Below are 20784 nucleotides of genomic sequence, written 5' to 3' on the forward strand. Positions count from 1 at the left end.
GGGAACCTTGGTTCCCTAGTCTGCGCGCCGTCTTTGCCCCGTCCGTACCGGCACGGTTTTAATCTGGGTAATCTTCGACATCATGGCGCACCACATCGCGACGCCGGCGGTGAGGCCAGTCGTAAACAGCGCGATGGTGGTGAGGTTCGACAGCATGAGGTCGGAAGGGTTCCAGTAGGCTTGCAGGTCAACAGGTAACGCTTGCAGGCCCGCCGCGCAAGGTCTTGCCGCGCGACGGGCCTTAATGCCGCGGATTGGGCAGATTTTAGGCGAGTTCGATGGCCATGGCCGTCGCCTCCCCGCCGCCGATGCACAGCGAGGCCAGGCCGCGCTTGGCCTTGCGGGCCTGGAGAGCCGAGATCAGCGTGCACAGGATGCGGGCGCCCGATGCGCCGATGGGATGCCCCAGGGCGCAGGCGCCGCCGTTGACGTTCAGCTTGTCGTCCGGGATGCCCAGTTCCTTCTGGGCGATCATGGCCACCACGGCGAAGGCCTCGTTGACCTCGAACAGGTCGACGTCGTCGACGCTCCAGCCGGCGCGGGCCAGGGCCTTCCTCATGGCCGGCACCGGGGCGGTGGTGAAGAGGCCCGGCTCGTGGGCGTGGGCGGCGTGGCTGACGACGGTGGCGACCACCGTCAGGCCCAGGGCCTCGGCGATGCTCTTGCGGGTCATCACCAGGGCCGCGGCGCCGTCGCTGATCGACGACGAATTGGCCGCGGTGATCGAGCCGTCGCGGGAGAAGGCCGGGCGCAGGGTGGGGATCTTGGCCGGATCGGCCTTCAGCGGCTGCTCGTCGGTGTCGATGGTCTCGACACCCTTGCGGGTGGTCACGGTCACCGGCGCGATCTCGGCGGCGAAAGCCCCGCCCTCGACGGCGGCCTTGGCCTTGAACAGGCCGCGCGTGGCGTAGTCGTCCATCGCCTCGCGGGTGAACTGGTAGTCGGCGGCGGTGTCCTCGGCGAAGGCGCCCATCAGCTTGCCGGGGGAATAGGCGTCCTCCAGGCCGTCCAGGTACATGGAGTCCCAGATCTGGTCGTGGCCGATGCGGGCCCCGCCGCGGTGCTTGGCCATCAGGTAGGGCGCCCCGGTCATGCTCTCCATGCCGCCGGCCACGACGACGTCGGCGCTGCCGGCCAGCAGGGCGTCGTGGGCCATGATCGCCGCCTGCATGCCGCTGCCGCACATCTTGTTGACCGTCGTGGCCTCGACCGACTTGGGCAGGCCTGCGCCCAGGGCGGCCTGGCGGGCGGGGGCCTGGCCCAGGCCGGCCGGCAGCACGCAGCCCATGATGATCTGGTCGACCTTGTCGCCGGAGAGCCCCGCGCGCTCCAGGGCCGCCTTGACGGCGGTCGCGCCCAGTTCCGTGGCCTTCACCCCGCCCAGCGCGCCCTGGAAGCCGCCCATCGGCGTGCGGGCGAAACCGGCGATCACCACCGGATCGGCGTGCTTGGACATGGTTGAGCTCCCGATAGGTTTGTTTTGCGGCGGAATAGGCCCCGGATCGGCGCGCCTGCGCAAGCGTCTTGCTGGAATCTTTCCCACAGCAAGAAACGGCCGGCGGCGGAAGGGCGGCTCCCGTCGCCGGCCGGTCAGTCGAGCAATGAACCGAGAGAGTCAATTGCGATTAGAAACCTACTCTGGTTCGTACTCAAAAGCAACGGCCCTTGCATTCCCTGGCGGAACGCCGCACTTTCCTCCGTATGGGTCGCACCGCCGATTACAGTCACCAACGCTGCGCCATCGCCGCCACCCTCGAGGTCGTCGGCGATCCCTGGACCCTGCTGATCCTGCGCGACGCCTTCCAGGGCGTGCGGCGGTTCGAGCAGTGGCAGGATCGCCTGGGCGTGGCCCGCAACGTGCTGGCCGCCCGGCTCAAGAGCCTGGTCGGTCATGGGGTGATGGAGACCCGCCGCTATTCGGAGCGGCCGCCGCGTCATGAATATGTGCTGACCGCCAAGGGGCGCGACCTGTCGGCCGTGCTGCTGACCATGGCCGAGTGGGGCGACCGCCATGTCTATGGCGTCGGCAACGGGCCCGTCCGCTTCGTGCACAAGGCCTGCGGCTGCGACTTCCACCCCAAGCTGGCCTGTGAGGCCTGCGGCCAGGTGGTCGACGGCCGCGACCTGTCGCGCGTGGTCCACGAGGGGGCGTCCCCGACCGTGGGCGAGGCGCTGGAAGCCGTCGCGGTGAAGGCGGCGGCCGAGTAGGACGCGCCGCCTTCGCGATCTCAGGCCTTGCCTTCCATGGCGCGGCGCAGGCTCAGCGGACGCATGTCGGTCCAGACCTCCTGGATATGCTGCAAGCAGGCGGCCTTGGTCCCGCGGAAGCCCGCCTCGTTCCAACCCAGGGGCAGTTCGCGGCCCACCGGCCAGATCGAGTACTGCTCCTCGTGGTTCACCACCACGAGGTACTCGGTGGTGTCTTCCCGTTCTTCGCGCATCTTTTCCCCCGCCGCTCTTTAATAACTGGCGTGGCCGGAGCCTTGGCCGGGGCGGGGCGGCTGTCAATCGCATAGGGCGAGCGGCATCGGCGCGCGCTGAAGGGTTGCGCGGATCGGGCCGATTGCGACGGAAGCTGGGGGTAAGCGCCGCGCGTCCACAGCCAAGTTAACGGCAAGGCTTGAAGGGCGGGAACGCGCGCGAAACGAATCAGGACCGAATCGCTGACTCGGTTCGATTCGGGATTTGTTCCCTACAAGCTATTGTAGCTTAACGACGATTAACCACAACGGCGTTCGCTGAAGGGGCGGCGCCTTGCACCTGCGCACCCCAGCAACCGTTGTTACCCGCGAAGGCGGGGAACCCAGCGGGCTTTCAGGAGGTGGCGCGGTCGTGGCTCATCCACGGACTCGGCTTGGATCCCCGCCTTCGCGGAGATGCTCGATATATAGTGTCGTGAATGTCGGTCCGGACCGGGGGTTACTTCGCCTCGGCGGGGCAGGTGGCCGACAGGCGCTTGGCGTTCATGACGCCGGCCAGCGGCAGGCCGTCGACCGTCTTCAGCTTGATGTCGAGCTTGAAGCTTTCGGGCGTGTAGGCGCCCTTGGCGGTGACCGGGGCCGCGCGGCCCTTCTTGTCGGTCCAGGTGCCCTTCAGCTGGATCTTGCCGTCGTCGACCTGGTTGGTGGTGTAGTCGCACTTGTAGCGGCGGGTGCAGATGCCCTTGGAGAACTGGGCGGCGTCGGCCGGCTTTATGCACTTGTCCTCGCTGCCGACCGGGATGATGCCGATGCGGTAGCTGTATTCCCAGTGGCCCGGCAGAATCGTCGTCTTCGGCGCGGCGGCGCTCGCCGGTGCGGTCGCGGCGAATCCCACGGCCAGGGCGGCTGCGGAGGCGGCGAGAGCGGGGGCGGCGAGGGCGATGAGACGCATGCGATCGAACTCCTTCATGGCCGTGCATATAGGAAGTATCAGATGAACCGCGCTTGAAGGCGGGGTGATGGCGAGCCGAGGGCTTTGCCGCCTTGACTCAGCAAGGCTCCATCGCCTATATCGCCCCCTCTCGCGCGGCGGACCTCGGTTCGGAAGCGCGCCTGACATTATGTTCGCGGGGCCTTCGGCTTCGCCTAGCCCAAGGTACTCGTCATGTCGCGCCGTTGCGAACTCACGGGCGTCGGTCCGATGATCGGCCACAACGTGAGCCACTCGAACATCAAGACCAAGCGCCGCTTCCTGCCGGCTCTGTCGCCTGCGTCGCTGCAGTCGGACTCGCTGGGTCAGACCTTCAAGCTGCGCATCAGCAACGCTGCCCTGCGCACCCTCGACTTCAAGGGCGGCCTGGACGTGTTCCTGCTGGGCGCCAAGGACGAGCAGCTGTCGCCGCGCGCCCTGAAGATCAAGGCTCAGGTCAAGGCCAAGGCCAAGGCCGCCGCGCAAGCCGCCGCCGCCTAAGTCTTTCGGTCCTTCGGGGCCGATACGAAAAGCCCGCCGAGTTCGCTCGGCGGGCTTTTTCGCGTTTGGCGATCGGCAGGAGACGGCGACCCCGACCGGGATCGCCGTCCACGGGCGTCATTCGAGCGGCAGGAACAGCTCGACCACCACCTCGTGCGTCGCCGCATCGGGCGGGAACGAGAAGTGGCGCTGGCAATAGATCGGGAAGTCCCGCGCCTCCTCGCCGCTGGCCGGCAGCCACTCGCGATAGAGATAGAGCGCGGCGGGCTCCAGGTTATGGGTGTCGTGCACGACCCGCAGCACCGCGCAGCGCCCGCCGGGAATCACGCCGGCCTTCATCAGCTCGTCGTCTGGATCGATCGGCCGGTCGGTCCCGATGCACAGGTCCATGCTGTAGTCGGCCGGATTCTCGGGAATCCGCTCGGACCGGAAGATGTTGAAGGTCGGATTGGTCTGCGGCGACAGGCCGGCGGCCTTGCGCCAGGTGATGAACCGCTCGATCGAGGCGCCGATCAGCGCCCGGTCGCCCCGGTGCTCCATGATCGCCACCGGGGTGGGCGGCACGTCGCGGATCGTCACGTCGTCCTGGTCGTAGGTAATCTGCATGAGCTTGCTCCTGGCGTTGTCCAGCGGCCCGAAGGCGGCAAGCCACGGCGCCCAGTCGGGCGATTTGCGGAACGACGACGGCGATTGCTTGAACCTTCGCCGAAAGGCGCGGGCGAAGGCGTCCGGCGCGTCGTAGCCGGCGTCCAGCGCGACGTCGGTGACGCTCGGGGCGTCCTCGGCGACCAGCTGGCGCGAGGCGCGCTTTAGGCGGGCCAGCTGGACATAGCTGTGCACGGACAACCCGAAGGTCGCCATGAACTGCCGGTGGAAGTGGAACTTGGAGAAGGCGGCCACGCGGCTCACCGTCTCCAGGTCCAGATCGCCGTCCAGATGCTGGTCGATATGGTCCAGCACCCGCTGCATCCGGGCTGTGTAGTTTTCGAGCGCCGCCTTCATCGTCCCCCGTCTCCGTGGCGCGGCCAGTTAGCCGTTCGCCGCCGGATCGTGCTCGACCGATCTTGCGGTTTGTAGGGCGCGCGGGGGAGGGGGGCTCAGACCGAGATGTTGACCAGCGTGCCGGTCAGTTCGCCGGTGGCCTGACCGAGGGCCGCGCCGGCGGCCGCCGTGGCCTTGGCGTTGGTCTGCGCCACGGCCAGCTGCGTCAGGTCGACGATCTGGGGCGAAGCCTCTCCAGACGCGCCGGAGCGCGGCGGGGTGTAGCGGGCGGCGTTGGCGGCGGAAACCTGCACGGCGACTCCCTTCTGAGGCTACGGCGCAATCTGGCTGCCAAGCCTTAAGCAGGCCTGACCGAACGGGGTTAAGGCGGTCGTCGAGCGTGCAGCAAAAAGCCGCCGTCGCTGGGCGACGGCGGCTTCTGAAGCCTTGAAAGACTGGTCGCCTTAGCGGGCGGCCAGTTCCAGGGCCTTGGCCGGGTTGGCGGCGTTGTAGGCGGTCAGTTCGGTGTTGCCGAGCTTGGCCACGGCGTCGTTTACCGACGAACGGACGCAGGCCGGGTACAGGTACATGGCCAGCGACTCGCCGCGGACGTCCTGCCAGCAGACGGTCGAAGCGGCCTTGACGATGTCGGCGCGGACGTCGGCGGCGGCGCGGCCGGCGACCTTGACGCGGACTTCGGCGGCGCCGGCCGGAGCGGCGGCCAGCAGGGCCAGGGCGGAGAGAGCGAGAGCGGCGGAGCGGATCATCTGACGGATTCCAGGTCGGGCGGCGCTTGCAGCGCGCGGTTCAGGGCGACCGCTTCCCGACGCGTTCCTCCGACGGCTGGTCCAGGATCTCGCCCGCTCTGCCGTCGAGCGGAATCTGTAGCTCATCGCTGTTCAGTTATCAACAGTCATATTCGCGCAACCGGCAGGCGAAGTCCTTGATTTCACGCGTTTGTTACCGGTGTCATGAGCTGGCTTCCAGGCAAGCAAAAGCCCGCGGAGCGGGGGCTCCGCGGGCTCTGGTCCCGATGGGGCTTAGCGGTGTTCCGCTTAGCGGGCCGAGGCGGTCTTGATCAGACCGTTCGGGCGCCATTGGGTCTTGTCGTAGGCGGTCAGGGTCGGGCTGCCGACCTTTTCCACGGCCGAGCGGGTCACGTCGCGGATGCAGTAGGGCAGGACGTCGGCGCCGTAGGTGGTCGAGTCCGTGTCTTCCTTGCACACCGAGGTGGCGGCCTTGACGATGTCGGCGTGCACGGCGGCGGTGGTGCGGCCGGCGACCTTCACGGTGACTTCGCCGGCGAAAGCGGCGGGGGCGCTCAGGAGAGCGATGGCCGAAGCGGCCAGAACAAACACACGTTGCATGATCTTGATTCCGGAAAGGGGGTTGGGGTCAACCTCCTCCCGATGCGTTCCTCTGACGGCCGTCCGGATCTCGCCTGCTCATGCCGTCCTGTTCTAAATATAGTGACAACGCTGTCATTCCAAGCGGATTTTTGACTTCCGGCGTCAAATTTTTACGACGCCCACGAACGCTGTATGCCGGAAAGGCATTCTGTACGGCAAATGAGCACCTAAAATGCGTTAGTTTCAGGTGAAATTATCCCTTTCAGCTTCGCCGCCGCGACGGATTGGCCTCGCCTTGGCCGGTTGCCCGGGGCCGCTGTCCTTCGTGACACGCCGCATCGAGGTCGAAGACCCCGGTAGATGTCAGGACAGGCAATTCGAACATTGTAATATTTATATCGTATAAGATATTTGACATAAATCGTAACATTGTGCCTCTCTTCGCCAAGGCGCGACGGATCCAGATCGCGCGCAGCGAGGAGGGACTGCGATGCGGAACAACAAAGGGCGCCTTGGGGCGTTCGGGGGAGCGGCGGCGATCGCCTTGCTCTCCGGGCTGGCGGCGGCTCCGCTCGCCTCGGCCCAGACTGCTACACAGGCGCCCGTGGGCGCCGAGGAGACCTCGACGGTCGACGCCGTGGTGGTGACGGGCTCGCGGATCAAGCGGCCCAACCTGGTCTCGGCCAGCCCGATGACCGTGGTCGGCGGCGACGAGGTCAAGCTGCAGGGCGCCACCTCGATCGACAGCGTGCTGAACCGCCTGCCGCAGTTCACCGCCGATTCCAACGAGAACGGCTCCAACGGCTCGGACGGCACGGCGCGGGTGAACCTGCGCAACATGGGCTCCAGCCGCGTGCTGGTGCTGGTCGACGGCCAGCGGATGCTGCCCACCGAGGCCGCGGACGTGAACTTCATCCCCAGCGCCCTGGTCGACCGGGTCGACGTGGTCACCGGCGGCGCCTCGGCGGTCTACGGCTCGGACGCGGTCTCGGGCGTCGTCAACTTCATCCTGCGCAAGAACCTGAACGGCCTGCGCCTGGACGCCCAGTACAGCCTGGCCCAGCACACCAACGACGCCGACTATCCGCGCTCGCTGATCAGCCAGGCCAACTACAAGCTGCCGTCCAAGCGCGTCACCGACGGCGAGAAGATCGACGTCAACCTGGCCATCGGCATGAACGCCCCCAGCGGCAAGGGCAACGTCACCTTCTATCTCGGCTATCGCGAGATGAAGCCGGTCACCCAGGACAGCCGCGACTATTCGGCCTGCGGCCTGAACATGACGGGAACCAACAGCAACGCCCTGGTCTGCGGCGGCTCCAGCAACAACGAGTACGGCCTGTTCACCCTGCTCAGCGGCCCCAACGCCGGCCAGACGCTGAACAACACCAAGGACGGGGCCAAGACCTGGGTCCCGTACAACAGCTCGTTCCTCTACAACTACGCGCCCACCAACTACATCCAGCGCTCGGACTCCCGCTACACGGCGGGCGCCTTCGCGCACTATGAGCTCAGCCCGGCGGTCGAGGCCTACGGCAGCCTGATGTTCATGGACGACCACACCTTCTCGCAGGCCGCGCCGTCGGCCCTGTTCCAGGGCACGACGTTCAAGATCAACTGCGACAACCCGCTGATGTCGGCCTCGCAGGCCGCCACCCTGTGCGGCGCGGCCGCCGGCACCGGCGTCAGCCAGGACACGTTCATCGGCTATCGCCTGACCGGCCCGGGCAGCTCGCCCCGCCGCGACGACCTGCGCCACACCGACTATCGCATCAACGCCGGGGTGCGCGGCAAGCTCGCCCAGGGCTGGAGCTACGACGCCAGCTTCCTGTTCTCGACCGTCATCCTCGACGAGAGCTACAAGAACAACGTCGACAACGCCAAGGCGATGAAGGCCCTGCAGGTGGTCAATGTCGGCGGGACCCCGACCTGCAAGTCGGTGGTCGACGGCACCGATCCCAACTGCGTGCCGATCGACGTCTTCAAGTACCAGGGCCTCAGCGCGGCGGCCTACAAGTACCTCTACGCCCCGACCTTCACCCACGGCGTCCAGCGCGAGAAGGTGCTCAGCGCCTCGCTGAACGGCGACCTTGGCCAATACGGCGTTAAGACCCCGTGGGCCGAAGACGGCGCGGCCCTGGCCCTGGGTGTCGAGCACCGCCGCGAGGAGCTGAAGTTCGAGGCCGACGCCCTGGCCCAGGCGGCCGGGACCAAGGAAAACAACGGCGCCTTCAGCGTCAGCGAGCTCTACGGCGAAGTCGACCTGCCGCTGGTGCAGGACGCGCCCTTCATCAAGGCGCTGTCGCTGAACGCCGGCTACCGGACGTCCAAGTACGACTACCTCGACGACCGGGTCTCGACCTACAAGGTCGAGCTGCAGTACGCGCCGACCTCGGACGTGCGGTTCCGCGCCAGCTACAACCGCGCCGTCCGCGCGGCCAACATCAGCGAGCTGTTCGCGCCGCAGGGCCTGGGCAACGTCGCGGCCGTGGATCCGTGCTCGGGCGCGGCCCCCAAGGCCAGTCGCGAGGCCTGCGCCCTGACCGGGGTCACCGCCGCCCAGTACGGCAAGATCCCCGACTGCCCGGCCGAGACCTGCGTCACCCAGGGCGGCGGCAATCCGAACCTGAAGCCGGAAGTGGCCGACACCCGCACCGCCGGCGTCGTGCTGACCCCGCGCTTCCTGCCGGGCTTCTCGATGTCGCTCGACTACTTCGACATCTATGTCGACCAGTACATCGGCGCGGTCGACGCCCCGACCGTCATCAACCAGTGCGTCCAGACCAGCAATCCGTACTTCTGCGGCCTGTTCCACCGCGACCCGACCTCGGGCGTGCTGTTCGGCGATCGCGGCTACATCGTCGCCACCAACCAGAACACCGGCTTCCTGCAGACCTCGGGCCTCGACGTGACGGGCAACTACCGCCTCGATCTGTCGTCGCTGGGCAACTACGGCGACGTCGACTTCAGCTTCGTGGGCACCTACCTCAACAGCCGCAAGATCGAGCAGCTGCCGGGCCTGGGCGCCTATAACTGCAAGGGGCTGTTCGGGCCCACCTGCGGCCAGCCCAACCCGGCCTGGCGCCACCAGATGCGGGCGACCTGGAACCTGCCCTGGATCGCGGCGTCGCTGTCGGCCAACTGGCGCTACTTCGGCGCGACCGACCTCTCCAGCAACGACAGCAACCCGTTCCTGCAGGGCGACTACGTCGAGATCAACCGCAAGATCAAGGCGTACAACTACCTGGACTTCGCCGGCACCTGGAAGGTCCGTGAGCAGCTGACCCTGCGCGGCGGCGTCAACAACGCCTTCGACAAGGATCCGCCGGTGATCGCCGCGGGCCTGCTCTCCTCGTTCGGCAACGGCAACACCTATCCCGGCGTCTACGACCCCATGGGCCGCACGCTGTTCGTGGGCCTGACCATGGACTTCTGACGACGTCTCGGCGGGGGAGGGGGCGCTGGCGCCGCCTTCCCCGAGCTTCTCCCCAAACTCAAAAGCCGCCGACGCTCCCAGCGTGGCGGCTTTCTTTTTGGAATTGGGGGCAGGGCGCGCGCCCCTGTCCTCAACGGCGCTTCTTGCGGGGCGGCGGCGGCGGGGCCGGCGGCGCTGGCGGTGGCGGCGTCCAGTCGAAGGCCAGCAGCAGGGTGCGCTGACTGTCGCCGCCGTTGTCGTCCGACAGCAGATAGACCCGGGTCGCGCCGTTCGGGCCGGCGGCCAGGGCGATGCCTTCGAAGTTGTCGCGGGTCAGCGGGCCTTCGAGAGTCAGGCTGGCCAGCGGGTACTGCTTGTTGGCCGGGGTCATCGGGTCGGCGATGAAGCGCACCTGGGCGCGCCAGCCGCGGATCGGGTCATAGGCCCGGTGCAGCGTGGCCAGGGCCTTGCCGCCGAAAGCGGTGAAGCCCGACAGGCCCCAGGTGAAGTCGATCGGCGACTGCGGCGGGATCGGCTGGCAGCTGGTCGACAGCCGGCACAGCCACACCTCGCCCTCCTCGCCGCCGACGAGATAGGCGTCGGGGCCGGCGGCCGGATAGGCGGTCAGCGCCTCCATGCCCTCGTTGTCGGGGAAGACAGTGGCGGGCTTGGGGGCGACGGCGGGGCGGCTCCACAGTCCGGTCGGACCGACGGCGTAGCGCCAGATGCGGTGATCGCGCTCGAAGCTGACCAGGCGCTCGCCGTTGGCCAGGCGGGTCAGGCCCTCGGCGTCGCCCTCGGTCTTGCCGCGCAGGCCCTGGCCGTCGACGCCCAGCAGGGGCGTCAGCTTGCCGTCGGTCAGGCCGATCAGCTTGCCCGCCGCGTCCAGTTGCAGCCGGGCCGAGAAGCGGTCGCCGTCGTCGCTGACGGCCTCGACGCCGTTTCCGTCGGTCAGGATCAGGTCCGACAGGCCGTGCAGCCGGCTTGTGTCAGGGCTGGTGATGGCGATCCCGCCCGCATAGGCGAAGTGGCCGACGGCCGTCTGGCTCGGGTCCGAGGCGTTCAGCGGCACGGGCGTGACGGTCAGGCCGATCTCGGGACCGACCTTGACCGGCGCGGCCGGGGTGACCACGGGCGGCGGCGGCGCGGGCTTGGGTCCGCACTGGGCCAGCATGCCGCCGGCCAGGCTCAAGGCGAGCAGTCCGCGCAGTCCGATCACGCCGAAGCCTTGCGCGCGGCCTTGGGCGCCTGAGGCACCACCGTGGGCGGCGGCGGCAGCAGGCCGCGGGCGCGCGCGGCGGTGCGCGGCTCCTCGTCGAACAGGGCGGCCAGCTGCTCGACCAGCACCCCGCCCAGCTGCTCCACGTCGACGATGGTGACGGCGCGGCGGTAGTAACGGGTGACGTCGTGGCCGATGCCGATGGCGATCAGCTCGACCGGGCTCTTGCCCTCGATCTCGGCGATGACCTGCCGCAAGTGCCGCTCCAGATAGTGGCCCGAGTTCACGCTCAGGGTGGAGTCGTCCACCGGCGCGCCGTCGGAAATCACCATCAGAATGCGGCGGGCTTCGGGCCGGCCGATGATCCGCTGGTGCGCCCACATCAGCGCCTCGCCGTCGATGTTCTCCTTCAGGAGCCCCTCGCGCATCATCAGGCCCAGGTTCTTGCGAGCCCGTCGCCAGGGCGCATCGGCGGCCTTGTAGACGATGTGGCGCAGGTCGTTGAGGCGGCCGGGCGAGGGCTGTTTGCCGGCCTTGATCCACTCGTCGCGGCTGGTCCCGCCCTTCCAGGCCCGGGTGGTGAAGCCCAGCACCTCGGTCTTGACCCCGCAGCGCTCGAGCGTGCGCGCCAGGATGTCGGCGCAGACGGCGGCGACCATGATCGGCCGGCCGCGCATCGAGCCGGAATTGTCGATCAGCAGGGTCACGACCGTGTCGCGGAACTCCTGGTCCTCCTCCTGCTTGAACGACAGGGGGGCGGTGGGGTCGATGATCACCCGCGTCAGGCGGGCGACGTCGAGCATCCCTTCCTCGAGATCGAAGGTCCAGGCGCGGTTCTGCTGGGCCAGCAGGCGGCGCTGCAGCTTGTTGGCCAGGCGCGAGACGACGCTGGAAAGGGCCGAAAGCTGCTGGTCGAGATAGGCCCGCAGGCGGGTCAGCTCGTCCGGGTCGCACAGCTCCTCGGCCGACACCACCTCGTCATAGGCGGTGGTGAACACCTTGTAGGCCGGCTCGCCGCCCTTGTCGGCCGACGGATCGGGGCGGGCCGGCTTGGCGCCGTCGCCCATGTCGGGCGCCTCGTCGCTGTCTTCGGGTTCGCCTTCCTGCTCGGACTGGACGATCTCCTCGTCGCCGGCCTGGCTTTCGCGGTCGGAGGCTTCGCTCTCCTGCTGCGAGGAGCCGTCGGGCTGCTCGCCTTCGCCTTCGCCCTGGTCCTCGTCGGAATTGTCGGTCGGCTTGTCGTCTTCGCCCTCGTCTTCGTCCGACGCCTCGGTGGCGTCGTTGACGTCGTCGCCCAGGTCCAGGTCGCGCAGGATCTGGCGGGTGACCTTGGCGAAGGCGGCCTGGTCGTCGATCGAGGCGGCCAGGCGGTCGAGGTCCTTGCCGGCCTTGGCCTCGATGTCGGCGCGCAGGATGTTGACCAGGGCTTTCGCGCCATCGGGCGGGGCGTCGCCGGTCAGGCGCTCGCGGACCATCAGGCCCAGGATCTCGGCCATCGGGGCCGACTGCTGGTCGAAGGCGACGGCGCGGGTCAGGCCCTGCTTCTCCAGCCGGGTCTCCAGCACCGTGGTCAGGTTGGCGCGCACGCCGTTCAGGGCGTTGGCGCCGATGGCCTCGATGCGGGCCTGCTCGACCGACTCGTAGATCGCCTGGGCGTCGGGCGCGGCCGGACGCGAGCGGGCGTGGGTCGACGGGTCGTGATGGGCCAGGCGCAGGGCGATCTGGTCGGCCATGCCGCGCAGGCGGGCGGCCTCGGGGCCGGACAGGTCGCGCGGCGGATGCGGCAGCACGGCGCGCTTGCCCACCAGCCCCGGCGACTCGCCGGAAAACACGATCTCGAGGTCCGGCGTCTCGGCGAGCGAGCGGGCGGCGTGCGCCAGGGCGCGCTTGAAGGGTTCGGTCGGGTTCTCGGGCTTGGACGCCATGGCTTTGGAGTTAGCGGCGCGGGCCCGCGAAGACAAGGAACGACGCGCGCCAAGGCGACGTTGTTGCGCTGAAGCCTGCGCAGCGCAGGTCCAGTCCAAGGAGCTTTCCCATGCTGAAATGGGCCCTGATCTTCGCCGTGGTCGCCATCATCGCCGGCGCCCTCGGCTTCACCGGCATCGCCGGCGCGGCGGCCGGCGTCGCCAAGATCCTGTTCTTCCTGTTCCTCGTGGTGTTCCTGGTCGTGCTGGTGCTCGGCCTGGGCGTCTTCAAGGGCGTGACGGGGAAGTGACCCTGGTCATAAGGAACCTCCCCCTGTGGGGGAGGTGATCGCGTAGCGATCGGTGGGGGGAGTGACGGGTCTCGTCAGCCTCCGCGGCAGCTGAAACCGTCCCCCCACCGGCCTGCGGCCGCCTCCCCCACAGGGGGAGGTTCTCTCCGCCTACTTCCAGCCCTTCCCCTGCGCCTCGACCAGCGCCACGAGATCCCCCATCGCCAGGTTCACGTCCACCAGGTGCAGGCCCCAGGCCTTCAGCGGCATGCCCATGACCAGCAGGTCGCCGGGGATGTCGTCGGCGCGCGGGTCGGCCGGGTCGCCGTGGACCTTGATGGCCAGGTAGTCGTAGGGACCGCTGGTCGCGCATTGCGCGGTGACCAGGCCGGGGACGCTGACGAAGGTCGTGGTCAGGTCCTTGCCCTTCACCCACGGCGTCTTGCGCGGCGCGCCGGCGATGGTGCGGTCGCTGAAATAGCTGTGCAGCGGCGCCTCGCCGCCGGCCAGGGCGGCCGGGTTGACGCAGGCGGCGCGCTTGTCGCCCTCGGCCTTGCCGAAGAAGGCCGCCCCCTCCGGCGGGCTGCCGGCGCGGAACGACACGTAGCTGACGATGCAGCCGGTCTGGCCCGCCTTGCGGCACATCCTGATCGAGCCGTAGGCGTCGGTGGCCGGATCGATGGGCGTGTTCATGCCGATGATCAGGGCCGAGACCAGCTGCTTCTGCACCGGCTTGCCGTCGATCTCCTGGGCCAGCAGGCGCAGCAGCACGCGCGAGCCCTGCGAGTGGCCGATCAGCACGACGCCGCGGCCCTTGTTGTCGCGGGCCAGGTAATCCTTCCAGGCGTCGAGCACGTCGCCATAGGCGAGGTTTTCATCGCCCGGCGAGGGCTGACCGCGCATCACCTGGCGCAGGGCCGCCAGGGTCACCTGCCGGTACATCGGCGCGAACACCCGGCAGGCCTTGCCAAAGCGCGCGGCCTGCTGCTCGGCGACCGTGGTCTCGGCCGGATCGATGGCCATGTCGCTGTTGCCGCCGGGGTCGGTCGACACCGTCGGATAGACGTAGAAGCAGTCGATCGGGGCCTTGGGATCGACCTTGAACGGCTCGACCTTGGCGGACCCGTCGGCCGAGACGACGGTCGCCGTCTGGTCCTGGGCGCAGGCGTCGGCGCGGCCGGGGCGGCACAGCCAAGAGGCGTCCTGGGTGTAGTCGTTCTTGGGCTGAGGACCGGCCGGCGCAGGCTGGGCGCAGGCCGCGCCCGCCAGGCTCATGGAGACGGCCAGCACGGCCCAGATCGTCTTGCTCATATCCACCCCGTTCCATTCCCCTTGGGCCGCGAACGGCCGTTTGAAGGGAGGATGGCGTGTGGAGCAGAGAAGGGGAAGCTGAAGTTCTCTCCTCCCCCGTGAAACGGGGGAGGGGGACCGCGAAGCGGTGGAGGGGGCGAGACTGGGCGCTGTGCCGGCGTTCGCCCCCTCCGTCACGGCGCGTATCCGCACCGCGCCACCTCCCCCGTTTCACGGGGGAGGAGCAGTCATCAGATTCCAGGCACGATCGCCTTGAGCCGCGCTTCGCCGGTCAGCGCCTCGTGGCGCGGCGGACCCATGCCGTCGGGGGGCGAGCCGCCTTGCTTGCCATTGGGGAAGCCGCCGGGCGGCGGGCCGGGCGGGCGGCCGTTCAGGCCTTGCGGGGGCATGCCGCCAGGCGGAGGACCCATGCCCCCGGGAGGCGGACCACCCGGCCCGCCCATCCCCGCGTCGTCCTTCCAGTCGGCGGCGGGATCGACGCCCAGGATCAGGGCCAGGACGTAGCCGTCCTTGCCCTCCTTGACGCTGGCGACCATGGCCTCGCCGCCTTGCAGGGCGATGCCGTCGTGGCGGTTGAAGGTGTCGCGCCGGCGGGGGCGCTTATAGGCCGGGACGTTCTCGTAGAGATATTCCGACAGGGCGTCGGGCACGAACAGCTGGGCGGTCAGGGCCGTGCGGGCGTCCAGGTGGACCTTGATGTGGATGTGCGGGGTGCGGCCCTCGTACCAGCCCGGCCAGATGGTCTTGAAGGCGACCTTGCCGGCGCCGTCGCTGATCTGCGCGCCGCGCAGGAAGGTCGCGCCCTTGGCGGCGGTCCTGTGGTCGTCGCCCTGGCCCTCGTAGCCGGAATAGATCCCCTGCGCGTCGCAGTGCCAGATGTCGACCCGCGCGCCCTTCAGCGGCCGGCAGGCGCCGTCGACCACGGTCAGGGCCACGGTGACGGGCGCGCCGGTCTTGCCTTCGGTGATGTCGGCGCGGTCGAGCTTCGGGTCGAACCAGTAGGGACCCTGGGTCACCTGCGGGGTGAGGGCGCAGACGCCGTCGGCGGCGACCGCCGGGCGCGAGCCCACGGCGACGGCGGCGAAGGGAACGGCGCCGGCCAGGGCCAGCAGGCCGCGACGGCTGGGGGAAACGGGCGAGGGCATCGAGACTCCGAAACGACGAGCCGCCCTTGTGGCCGGGCGATCATGCCCGTGTATGTCGGGGTTTTGCGATGCTGCAACCTTGGCGGCCGCAAGTGGGGCGAGGACGGAAGATCCTCCCCCTGAAGGGGGAGGTGGCCCGAAGGGCCGGAGGGGGGACGTTTTCAGCTTTCGAAGCGTTCGCCGTCTTCGCAGACACGCCCCCCACCGATCGCTGCGCGATCGCCTCCCCCACAGGGGGAGGTTCCTAGATGATCACAGGTACTTGCTCAGGCTCAGCTTCGAGAGGCTGCTGATCATCGAGTACATCGCCTCCAGCTGGGTCTCGTACTGGGTCGACAGGATCGCCGTCTCGCTGAGGTCGGCGTCCTTCAGGTTCGAGACCAGGGTGTCGATGCTGTCGATCTTGGCCTCGTTGCGCTCGGTCAGGTCCGAGAGGCTGGAGGCCTGGATCGAGACCTGCTCCTGCAGCGTGCCGACGCCGGCGACCGCGTCGCTGACCATGTCGTAGGCGCTGGAGATCACCGAGGTGTCGCTGGGCGAGGCCAGCACCATCTTCAGCGCCCGGGCCAGCTCCTCGAAAGCCGAAGAGTCGGCGCTGACCGACAGGTTGATCGTCTGGCCGTCGCTGGTGGTCAGGGATCGGTTCGTCGAGGAGCCTTGGTAATAGTTGGTGTCGCTGACAGAGGTGTCGGCGGTGGGGTCGTAGTCGGCGTCGCTGAAGTCGGCCGGGGCGGTGTCGGTCGCCGTGCCACCGAACAGATAGGTGTCGCCGGACTTGCTGTTCATCAGCGCCTCCAGGTCGGTCAGCCAGTCGGTGGCGTACTGGGTGACCGTCGAGGCCTCGGTCGTCGAGCCGCTGAGCATCGAGGCCAGCTGGCTCTTGATGGTGGTGGCCAGGTCCGCGACGCTGCCCAGCGCCGAGTAGGAGGCGTTGACGAAGGCGGTCGCGCTGCTGACGGCGGTGTTCTCGGCGGTCAGCTGCTCGCTCTGGCTCTGCATCCGCAGCACGCTGCTGCTGTCCTTGCCCAGCCCGCCATAGGTGGTGGACTTCAGGCCCGACGAGGTCTGGGTCTGCTGGTCGGCGAGCTTGGCCTGCACCTTGAGGGTGGCGGTCAGCATCGAAGTCGACTGGCCGAAGGTGGCGATGCGGCTGATCATGGCTAGCTCACCATGCTGATCAGGGCGTCGAACAGGTCCTTGGCCATCGACACCAGCTGGGCGTTGGCCTCGTACTGCGACTGGTAGGTCGTCAGCATGGCCAGCTCCTCGTCCATGTTGACGGCGGTGCTGTTCTGCAGCCGGGTCGTGGCCGCGTCGTAGGTGGCCGTCGCGCTTTCGGAATCCGAGGCGGCGTTCGAGACCAGGGTCGCCGCGCCCGATACGAAGCTGGCGGTGTAGGACGACAGGGTCACCGTCTTGGCCCCCTGGTCGCCGGCGGCCGAGAAGCTGAGCTGGCTCGACAGCATGGTGGTCAGGGCGTCCAGCGTGGTGGTGTCGGCGCTGGAGACCGCGCGGTCGCCGACCGACAGCGTCCCCGAGGTGTCGAGCGCGCCGGTGGCCAGGCGGCTGTAGTCGTTCTTCAGGCTGGACGAGACGGCGATGTCGGCGGCGGTCGAGCCCGAGAACAGGTCGTTGAAGCCGAAATAGTCCGAGAAGCCCTGGTCGTCGTCGCCGACCGCCGCGCCGATGTCGCCCAGGGCGACGCCGTTGGCGCTGTCGTCGACGGTCAGCACCAGCTTGCCCTTGGCGTCGATCGAGGCCGACAGGCCGTCGATGGCGTCGAGCGCCGAGACCAGGTCGTCGATGCTGGAATAGTTCGAAAGGTCCAGGTCCTCGGTCGAGACGGCGGTCCCCGAGGCGTTGGTGATCGCCACCCTCAGCGTGCCGCTGGCCGAGAACGAGTCCGAGGCCGAAACCGTCGAGGCGCTGGTCAGGCTGGTCGGCGCGGGCGAGGCCGTGCCGGCGTTGGTGATGGCGTTGACCTGGCTGATCAGAGCGCCGGCGAGGGTGTCGAGCTCGGACTGCTCGTCGACCAGGGTCTTGTCGCGCAGGGTGATCAGCGCGCCCAGCTGGCCGGAGCTGACGTTCTCGGTGATGTCCTTGCCGTTCAGCGTGATCCCCGAGATGTTGTCGGGATAGACGCTGGTGGCGCTGAGCGCGCTGGAGGCGTTGTAGCTGAGCGTGGCGGCTGTAGTGCCCAGCAGCTGGTCGCCGCCGGTGGTGTAGACCATCAACCGGTTGTCGGAGGTGGTGTAGCTGCTGATGCCGATCAGGCCCGACAGGGTGGTGACGGCCGCGTCCCGCTGGTCCTGCAGGCCGGTGATGTCGCCGCCCTGGGCGGTCACCGTCGAGATCTGGTCGTTCAGCGAGGCCAGGGTCTTCAGCGTCGAGTTGATGGTGTCGACCGTCGTGCCGATCTCGGTGTTGGCCTGGGTGCGCAGGTCCTGGATCGAGGCCGACAGACTGCTGATCCCCGAGGCCAGCGACGAGGCGGCCGAGACCAGCGAGGCCTTCTCGGAGTCGCTCTCGGGGCTGGCCGACAGGGTGGTCAGGGCGCTGGTGAAGGACGACAGCAGGCTGGACAGGTCGTCGCCGGCGTCCACCGAGCCGAGGGCGGCGTCATAGGACTGCATGTAGGTGTCGACGGTCGAGGCGTAGCCCGCGCCGGCGGCCGTCTTGACCACCGTCTTGGACAGGTAGCTGTCGGCGGCCCGTTGGATCGTCGTCGTCGAGGCCGTGTTCAGCGCGCTGGTCGCCGAAGCGCTGACGCTCTTCTTCGTGTAGGTCAGGTCGTCGGCGTTCGCCACGTTGGCGTTGGCCACCGCGATCTGCATCTGCGTGTTGGCCAGCGCGGACGAGGCGGAGCTGATGATCGACGACAGCGACATGGCGCTAGTCCTTGCGGCGGCGGTGGTCGCGCAGGGCCTGGACGCTGCCGCGATAGCCGGCGGTGGCGCTCAGGCCGCGGGTGACGGCCTGGATGCGTTCGCGGCTCTCGGCCATGTCGGTCTCGAGCGCGGCGACGCGGGTTTCCAGCACGGCCTGCACGTCGTGCAGGTTCGACAGCATCAGCAGGCGCTGGTCGTCCGACAGGGCCGACAGGCCCTCGGCGATGCTGCGCGCCAGGGCCCGCGCCTCCTCGACCGAGGAGACGACCGGCGTGTCGCGGTCGCGACGCGCTTTCTGGGCGCGGACGTGGAGGCGTTCGATGGCGCCCATGGTCAGCGCACCGCCTGAATGAGGGTGTCGAACATGTCGCTGGTGGCGCTGACCACCTGCGAAGCGGCCGAATAGGCCTGCTGGGCGATGATCATCTTGTTGAACTCGGTGGCGGTGTCGGTGGTCGAGCCTTCCAGCGCGCTGGCCACCAGGCTGCCGGAGCTGCCTTCGCCCGGCAGGTTCAGGTGCACCTGGCCGGCGGCCGAGTTCTCGTCATAGACCGTGCCTGAGACGTGGGTCAGGCCGTTGGGGTTGCTGAAGGTGGCGACCGGGATCTGGTAGATCGCCAGGCTCACCCCGTTGTCGAAATTGGCCGTGACCAGGCCGCTCTCGTCGATGGTGATCCCCGACAGCTCGCCGTAGTTGGCGCCGTCCTGCTCGAAGGTCGGGCTCAGCGACAGGGTCGAGGAGGTCGAGGCGTACTGGGTCAGGCCGTCGGTGCCGCCGGTTTCGCCCAGGTCCAGGGTGATTTCGCTGTCGGCGGCGCCGGTGGTGAAGCCGGTGATCGACAGGTCGACGGGCGAGGGATCGGTCGAGGCCAGGCTGCCGTCGGAATTGAAGGTCACCGTCACCGAGCTGGGGCTGATCGTGCCCGAGGTGGTGGAGCTGTCCGAGGTCAGGGTCGGATCCGACAGGCTCAGCGTCCAGGTGTTGTCGCCGGTCTTGGTCCAGGTCTGGCCCACCGTGTGGCTGACGCCCAGGGAGTCGATGACCTCCATGCTGGTGTCGTAGCTGTCGCCGGTGACCGTGTCGGCCGGCAGGTTGGCGGCCATGGTCACCGTCGAGGTGGCCTTGGCCGTGCCGCTGATCGAGTCGAGGTTGATCGCCGACAGGCTGGTCAGGTCGCTGGTGTTGGACGACAGCACGTTGCCGTCGGCGTCGGTCGCGTAGCCCATCAGGTAATAGCCTTCGCTATTGACCAGATAGCCGTCGGAATCCGTCGAGAAGCTGCCGTTGCGGCTGTAGACGAGCGCGCTGCCGGTGTCGCCCGGATCGGCCGCGACCACGAAATAACCCGAGCCGTCGATCGCGACGTTGGTCGAGACGCTGGTGGCCGAGATGGTGCCGGTGACGTTCAGCGCCTGGCTGGTCTTGGCCACCACCGAGCTGGTCGAGGTGTTGGTGTTCATCGCGCCGCTGACCAGCGACTGGAACGAGACCTCCGAGGTCTTGTAGGCGGTGGTCGAGGCGTTGGCGATGTTCTCCGAGATCGCCGACAGAGCGATGCTCTGGGCGGTCAGGCCGGAGACGGCCGTGGAGAGGGCGGAGGAAAGGCTCATCTCGGCCGGCCCCTATTCGCTGGCCGAGGCCAGCAGCTGAACCTGGGTCAGCAGCGAGGAGAGGTTGCTCGACATGGTCGAGGTCGTGTCGGACAGCGTCGACATGGTGTCCGACAGCGAGGTCAGGGTGTCGTTGGTGCTGATCTGCTGTTCCAGCGAGGCGTAGCTCGCCAGCTGGCTGGTGAACTCGGTCGGATCGGTGGGATCCAGCGGGTTCTGGTTGGTCAGCTGGGTCATCAGCAGCGACAGGAAGTCGGTCGTGCCGAGCTGCAGCGTGCTCGACGCGCTGGACGTGCTCGCGGTGCTGCTCGTGCTGGTCGTCGAAGAGACGGTGGTCATGGAGAGGTCCTCCGGTGAAGTCGGTCCGACGCCCTGGGCGCCGATCGATGGGTTCAACGGAGGCTCCGCCGCGGATGGGGCGGATTATTTTTGGGAAGCCCGCAGACGGGGGCTCGGGCTCTCGCTCTCTATCCTCCCGTCATTCCCGCCCTTGTGGCGGGAACCCCTCTGTCAGCCGCAGGTGCGGATGGGGCGGACCGCTGGCGGTCCGCTTGCTCTTCACGTGCGCGCGCAAGCAGGGTTTCCCGCCACAAGGGCGGGAATGACGGGAGTATGAAGGAGCGGCTGCGCAAAGGCGGCAGGGCGTCTCGAACTCTCTGAACGCCGCCCCGAAAAATAAACCGCCCCATCCTCCGGGGGCGTCCCGTTCAACTCGTCGAAGCCAGGCCGTCAGAACGGCGGACGGTTTCCCGGCCGGACTCTCCCCCGGACGGACTCCAG

At 68.4% G+C, this 20784-nt stretch carries 20 protein-coding genes and 1 pseudogene; 5 read left to right on the forward strand and 16 right to left on the reverse strand.

Translation table 11 applies throughout. The features are described 5' to 3' along the window. Positions 1-265: 265 nt before the first annotated feature. Entirely contained in the window at positions 266-1456 is a 1191-nt protein-coding gene (locus tag AC07N1_RS08295) for an acetyl-CoA C-acyltransferase (protein ID WP_494671359.1), read from the reverse strand. Positions 1457-1701: 245 nt separating this feature from the next. Between AC07N1_RS08295 and AC07N1_RS08300 the strand changes: the two genes are divergently transcribed. Then, entirely contained in the window at positions 1702-2208 is a 507-nt protein-coding gene (locus AC07N1_RS08300) for a winged helix-turn-helix transcriptional regulator (RefSeq protein WP_494671360.1), read from the forward strand. A gap of 20 nt (positions 2209-2228) precedes the next feature. On the opposite strand, the gene AC07N1_RS08305 is transcribed toward AC07N1_RS08300, so the two are convergent. Next, a complete protein-coding gene (locus AC07N1_RS08305; RefSeq protein ID WP_494671361.1) occupies positions 2229-2441 on the reverse strand; it encodes an MbtH family protein in 213 nt (70 codons plus the stop codon). A 478-nt stretch (positions 2442-2919) separates the two neighbouring features. Next, complete coding sequence (locus AC07N1_RS08310) at positions 2920-3372, reverse strand: DUF3617 domain-containing protein (protein ID WP_494671362.1); 453 nt, start codon at positions 3370-3372, stop codon at positions 2920-2922. 213 nt (positions 3373-3585) lie between these two features. On the opposite strand from AC07N1_RS08310, the gene rpmB reads away from it, so the two are divergent. After that, on the forward strand, positions 3586-3891 hold the full coding sequence (rpmB, locus tag AC07N1_RS08315; protein ID WP_058346488.1) for a 50S ribosomal protein L28: 306 nt from the start codon (positions 3586-3588) through the stop codon (positions 3889-3891). A 117-nt stretch (positions 3892-4008) separates the two neighbouring features. Here the strand turns inward: rpmB and AC07N1_RS08320 are convergent, their stop codons facing one another. The 4 genes from AC07N1_RS08320 to AC07N1_RS08335 all read right to left on the reverse strand — a co-directional run bounded on the left by AC07N1_RS08320 (position 4009) and on the right by AC07N1_RS08335 (position 6239). Further along, positions 4009-4893 (reverse strand): AraC family transcriptional regulator, encoded by an 885-nt coding sequence (locus AC07N1_RS08320; protein WP_494671363.1) that lies wholly within the window; start codon positions 4891-4893, stop codon positions 4009-4011. 95 nt (positions 4894-4988) lie between these two features. Then, on the reverse strand, positions 4989-5186 hold the full coding sequence (locus AC07N1_RS08325) for a hypothetical protein (RefSeq protein WP_494671364.1): 198 nt from the start codon (positions 5184-5186) through the stop codon (positions 4989-4991). A gap of 150 nt (positions 5187-5336) precedes the next feature. Then, positions 5337-5639, reverse strand: coding sequence for a hypothetical protein (locus tag AC07N1_RS08330; RefSeq protein ID WP_494671365.1), 303 nt, complete (start codon positions 5637-5639; stop codon positions 5337-5339). A 288-nt stretch (positions 5640-5927) separates the two neighbouring features. After that, the gene (locus tag AC07N1_RS08335) at positions 5928-6239 is read right to left on the reverse strand and encodes a hypothetical protein (RefSeq protein ID WP_494671366.1); all 312 of its coding nucleotides are present in this window, start codon (positions 6237-6239) and stop codon (positions 5928-5930) included. A gap of 472 nt (positions 6240-6711) precedes the next feature. Between AC07N1_RS08335 and AC07N1_RS08340 the strand changes: the two genes are divergently transcribed. Then, on the forward strand, positions 6712-9657 hold the full coding sequence (locus tag AC07N1_RS08340) for a TonB-dependent receptor domain-containing protein (protein ID WP_494671367.1): 2946 nt from the start codon (positions 6712-6714) through the stop codon (positions 9655-9657). Between the two features lie 130 nt (positions 9658-9787). Here AC07N1_RS08340 and AC07N1_RS08345 read toward each other — a convergent pair whose 3' ends face one another. Next, a complete protein-coding gene (locus tag AC07N1_RS08345; RefSeq protein WP_494671368.1) occupies positions 9788-10855 on the reverse strand; it encodes an esterase-like activity of phytase family protein in 1068 nt (355 codons plus the stop codon). Next, positions 10852-12780 carry a cobaltochelatase subunit CobT gene (cobT, locus tag AC07N1_RS08350; RefSeq protein ID WP_494671369.1) on the reverse strand — a complete coding sequence of 643 codons (1929 nt, stop codon included), beginning with the start codon at positions 12778-12780 and terminating at the stop codon, positions 10852-10854. The genes AC07N1_RS08345 and cobT overlap by 4 nt, the downstream gene beginning before the upstream one ends. A 110-nt stretch (positions 12781-12890) precedes the next feature. Between cobT and AC07N1_RS08355 the strand changes: the two genes are divergently transcribed. Next, a complete protein-coding gene (locus AC07N1_RS08355; protein ID WP_110121042.1) occupies positions 12891-13070 on the forward strand; it encodes a DUF1328 family protein in 180 nt (59 codons plus the stop codon). A 150-nt stretch (positions 13071-13220) separates the two neighbouring features. Here AC07N1_RS08355 and AC07N1_RS08360 read toward each other — a convergent pair whose 3' ends face one another. Continuing rightward, positions 13221-14360 carry a DUF3089 domain-containing protein gene (locus tag AC07N1_RS08360; RefSeq protein ID WP_494671370.1) on the reverse strand — a complete coding sequence of 380 codons (1140 nt, stop codon included), beginning with the start codon at positions 14358-14360 and terminating at the stop codon, positions 13221-13223. An 88-nt stretch (positions 14361-14448) separates the two neighbouring features. Between AC07N1_RS08360 and AC07N1_RS08365 the strand changes: the two are divergent. Then, positions 14449-14584, forward strand: a pseudogene (locus AC07N1_RS08365) (hypothetical protein); the annotation flags it as partial. A gap of 6 nt (positions 14585-14590) precedes the next feature. On the opposite strand, the gene AC07N1_RS08370 reads toward AC07N1_RS08365, so the two are convergent. From AC07N1_RS08370 to AC07N1_RS08395, 6 genes are all read right to left on the reverse strand, one after another. Next, on the reverse strand, positions 14591-15505 hold the full coding sequence (locus AC07N1_RS08370; protein ID WP_494671371.1) for an intradiol ring-cleavage dioxygenase: 915 nt from the start codon (positions 15503-15505) through the stop codon (positions 14591-14593). Positions 15506-15757: 252 nt separating this feature from the next. Further along, entirely contained in the window at positions 15758-16663 is a 906-nt protein-coding gene (locus tag AC07N1_RS08375; protein ID WP_494671372.1) for a flagellin, read from the reverse strand. A 2-nt stretch (positions 16664-16665) separates the two neighbouring features. Further along, positions 16666-18393 (reverse strand): flagellar hook-associated protein FlgK, encoded by a 1728-nt coding sequence (gene flgK, locus AC07N1_RS08380; RefSeq protein ID WP_494671373.1) that lies wholly within the window; start codon positions 18391-18393, stop codon positions 16666-16668. 4 nt (positions 18394-18397) lie between these two features. Further along, positions 18398-18724 (reverse strand): hypothetical protein, encoded by a 327-nt coding sequence (locus tag AC07N1_RS08385; protein ID WP_494671374.1) that lies wholly within the window; start codon positions 18722-18724, stop codon positions 18398-18400. Between the two features lie 2 nt (positions 18725-18726). Beyond that, positions 18727-20004: a flagellar hook protein FlgE gene (gene flgE, locus AC07N1_RS08390; protein WP_494671375.1), complete on the reverse strand. Its 1278-nt coding sequence runs from the start codon at positions 20002-20004 to the stop codon at positions 18727-18729. Positions 20005-20016: 12 nt separating this feature from the next. After that, a complete protein-coding gene (locus tag AC07N1_RS08395) occupies positions 20017-20343 on the reverse strand; it encodes a flagellar hook capping FlgD N-terminal domain-containing protein (protein ID WP_494671376.1) in 327 nt (108 codons plus the stop codon). Positions 20344-20784: the final 441 nt, after the last annotated feature.

It is taken from the genome of Caulobacter sp. GW821-FHT09B11 (assembly GCF_059418205.1).

Bases quoted from the DNA above. Each gene is read 5' to 3' on its own strand.
- rpmB (WP_058346488.1), top strand. From the start codon at position 3,586: ATGTCGCGCCGTTGCGAACTCACGGGCGTCGGTCCGATGATCGGCCAC.
- AC07N1_RS08385 (WP_494671374.1), bottom strand. From the start codon at position 18,724: ATGGGCGCCATCGAACGCCTCCACGTCCGCGCCCAGAAAGCGCGTCGC.
- AC07N1_RS08340 (WP_494671367.1), top strand. From the start codon at position 6,712: ATGCGGAACAACAAAGGGCGCCTTGGGGCGTTCGGGGGAGCGGCGGCG.
- AC07N1_RS08310 (WP_494671362.1), bottom strand. From the start codon at position 3,372: ATGCGTCTCATCGCCCTCGCCGCCCCCGCTCTCGCCGCCTCCGCAGCC.
- AC07N1_RS08370 (WP_494671371.1), bottom strand. From the start codon at position 15,505: ATGCCCTCGCCCGTTTCCCCCAGCCGTCGCGGCCTGCTGGCCCTGGCC.
- AC07N1_RS08320 (WP_494671363.1), bottom strand. From the start codon at position 4,893: ATGAAGGCGGCGCTCGAAAACTACACAGCCCGGATGCAGCGGGTGCTG.
- flgE (WP_494671375.1), bottom strand. From the start codon at position 20,004: ATGAGCCTTTCCTCCGCCCTCTCCACGGCCGTCTCCGGCCTGACCGCC.
- AC07N1_RS08355 (WP_110121042.1), top strand. From the start codon at position 12,891: ATGCTGAAATGGGCCCTGATCTTCGCCGTGGTCGCCATCATCGCCGGC.
- AC07N1_RS08305 (WP_494671361.1), bottom strand. From the start codon at position 2,441: ATGCGCGAAGAACGGGAAGACACCACCGAGTACCTCGTGGTGGTGAAC.
- AC07N1_RS08300 (WP_494671360.1), top strand. From the start codon at position 1,702: ATGGGTCGCACCGCCGATTACAGTCACCAACGCTGCGCCATCGCCGCC.
- AC07N1_RS08375 (WP_494671372.1), bottom strand. From the start codon at position 16,663: ATGATCAGCCGCATCGCCACCTTCGGCCAGTCGACTTCGATGCTGACC.
- AC07N1_RS08330 (WP_494671365.1), bottom strand. From the start codon at position 5,639: ATGATCCGCTCCGCCGCTCTCGCTCTCTCCGCCCTGGCCCTGCTGGCC.
- flgK (WP_494671373.1), bottom strand. From the start codon at position 18,393: ATGTCGCTGTCGTCGATCATCAGCTCCGCCTCGTCCGCGCTGGCCAAC.
- AC07N1_RS08335 (WP_494671366.1), bottom strand. From the start codon at position 6,239: ATGCAACGTGTGTTTGTTCTGGCCGCTTCGGCCATCGCTCTCCTGAGC.
- AC07N1_RS08395 (WP_494671376.1), bottom strand. From the start codon at position 20,343: ATGACCACCGTCTCTTCGACGACCAGCACGAGCAGCACCGCGAGCACG.
- AC07N1_RS08360 (WP_494671370.1), bottom strand. From the start codon at position 14,360: ATGAGCAAGACGATCTGGGCCGTGCTGGCCGTCTCCATGAGCCTGGCG.
- cobT (WP_494671369.1), bottom strand. From the start codon at position 12,780: ATGGCGTCCAAGCCCGAGAACCCGACCGAACCCTTCAAGCGCGCCCTG.
- AC07N1_RS08295 (WP_494671359.1), bottom strand. From the start codon at position 1,456: ATGTCCAAGCACGCCGATCCGGTGGTGATCGCCGGTTTCGCCCGCACG.